Below are 2,359 nucleotides of genomic sequence, written 5' to 3'. Positions count from 1 at the left end.
TATTTTTCTAATAGTTGCTGAAGGACCTCTCTTATTTTTTCTTTGTGTACTGTTGTCAATTTAGACACTACTTGCTCTTTTACAAAAACATTATTATTTTTTATCGATATACTTATTATGTTTTTATTTGTATTTTGTGTGTGTTTTTTTTCTTGTCTATAGTACATTAATAATGTCTTTTGTTCTTCATGATCAAGTTTACACAACTTTCGCAAAAAATCTCTGTTAATTATTCTCTCTTTTAATAATTTTTCTTTTACTTCTTCAGATAACTTTTTTAAATTTAAAATATCAATTACTGATGATTTTGGTACTCCTATTTTATGAGCTATGGATTGTGTGGAATGACAAATACCCTGTTCTAGAAGAGTATTATATGCAAGCATTAATTCGATTGGATGCAACTCTTCTCGTTGAATATTTTCAATTATTGCAATTTCTTCTGCATTTTTTCTATCTTTTAAAATAATACATGGGACTGTTTTAAGACCAGCTATTAACGCAGCTCTATACCTTCGTTCACCGCTTACTATTTCATATTTGTCAGATTCTGATGGTATGATTGTGAGTGGCTGCCTAATACCATGTTCTTTAATTGTTAAGGCTAAATTTTCCAAACTTTTTACATCAAAAATTTTTCTTGCTTGTGTTTTAAATGGTATTAATTTTAAAACGGATATATTATAGTATTCCCCTTTATAATCTTCAGTATATATACTCACCCTTGATGTATTATGTCTAGATATTTTTTGACTCAATGGAGTCTTGTATTTTGCGTTATCTATTTTCATTTTAATATCTGAGTACTTGAATTAAAAATTATTTCCTTCCCTAAATCACATATGTCTTCAAATGCAAATGAGTTTTTTTTCCCCCAAAAAAAAATAGGTAGTTGTTTGTTTGCAGAAATATTGATATCCTCACATTTTCTTACTATAGAATTCATCAGGTGTTGTTTATACTCGTACCTTAATTTACCTAGCGATTCCTGAGCGGTAGCAGTCTTTGATTCATATTTATTCGGAATTATTTTAAAATCTATTTCTAGTTCCATAACCTCGGAAAAATTTTTAATTTCCTCTACTAGTATCTCTAAGCCTTTTAAACTATAAGGCTGAGTTTCACATACTATGTTAATTTCATCAGCTGCTAGAGTGACATTCTTGTTTACAGTACTAATTGTAGGGTTTGTATCAATCAGAATAAAATCATATTTCTGTTTTATAGGTTCTATTAATTTTGCAAAAACTTTCTCTCTATTTGTCATTTGATTTAAAGGTGTCTCTAATCTTGTCAAAGATAGATTAGATGGTAATATATCTAAACCTTCATGAATATTTACTATTGCATCTTCAAACTTAAATTTATTTACTACAACATCATACAAAGTTGGATAATCATCATAGATGTTCAATCCATATGAATGTGATAAATGTGCTTGTGGGTCACAATCTATAACCAACACCTTAAAACCACATAATGCAAAAAAGGATGATAATTGATAACAAATACTTGTTTTCCCTGTACCTCCCTTAAAGTTCAAAAAAACATGTACTTTTTTTTGTGGAACTATTTCATTGAAACCAAAATGGTTTATAATGTTACGTATTATTTTATAACTGTATTTTTGCCTTGAGTTAACACTTACTTTGTCTGTTTTGATATTATTTTGATTTATATATCGACTTACATTTGAAGGCGTAGTACCTGTAATATAATAAACAATTGATTGCGAGAAAAAAATATCCCATTTATCATTATTCATACCATAACCTTTATTTCTACTATATTCATAATATTCTAATCAATCAATAATTTTTATTATTAAACAATATTTATTTATCTGCAATAAATATTGCAAAAAAATAAAAAATTTATTGCATTTATTTTTTTATAATTTTATTCTATATTTCAGTCAGGTATATTTGTATCACAAAATAATTAATTATGGTACGATTCTGATGATGATTAACATAATGCTTATATAGCTAGTGTGATTAAAAATATCTAAACAATTTGGATCATTAGAAAAAGAAGTGGTGCTAAGAAATAAAATTATCCCTTAACACCAAATAATGGATAGATAAGTAAATATATTTACTTAGTTATACATACAAAGGTGGAACTTTTTGTATAACTCATCATACCATATATTTGGTCATTAATCAAGCACAATAGGATTTCTTAGCTCCATAAAAGGAGCATAAAATGCAATTATTTTATCCACTTGGATTACCAAGTGAGAATATAGGTATACATAAATACCTTGATACCACAAAGAATCAATCATACATCCCGGTAACTGGGTGTATTTTATCACATATATTATCTAGTCTTGAGTTATCTTCTCTTGAGAAGA

Annotated in this window: 2 protein-coding genes; both read right to left on the bottom strand. The window is 27.2% G+C overall.

Translation table 11 applies throughout. The annotated features are described in order from the left end of the window. On the bottom strand, nucleotides 1–791 hold a 791-nt coding region (locus KYQ89_RS04520; protein ID WP_218460597.1), incomplete at its 3' end, for a ParB/RepB/Spo0J family partition protein. Then, entirely contained in the window at nucleotides 788–1,765 is a 978-nt protein-coding gene (locus KYQ89_RS04515) for a ParA family protein (RefSeq protein ID WP_218460596.1), read from the bottom strand. The genes KYQ89_RS04515 and KYQ89_RS04520, both read right to left, overlap by 4 nt. Between the last annotated feature and the right edge of the window lie 594 nt (nucleotides 1,766–2,359).

Origin of the sequence: Rickettsia sp. TH2014, assembly GCF_019249195.1 — a bacterium.
In the GTDB taxonomy this organism is placed as follows: domain Bacteria; phylum Pseudomonadota; class Alphaproteobacteria; order Rickettsiales; family Rickettsiaceae; genus Rickettsia; species Rickettsia felis.
The sequence above is the reverse complement of the archived record's forward strand: the minus strand, read 5'-3'. Positions and strand labels throughout refer to the sequence as shown.

Coding starts and splice junctions, on each gene's coding strand:
- KYQ89_RS04515 (WP_218460596.1), bottom strand. CDS start 1,765: ATGAATAATGATAAATGGGATATTTTTTTCTCGCAATCAATTGTTTAT.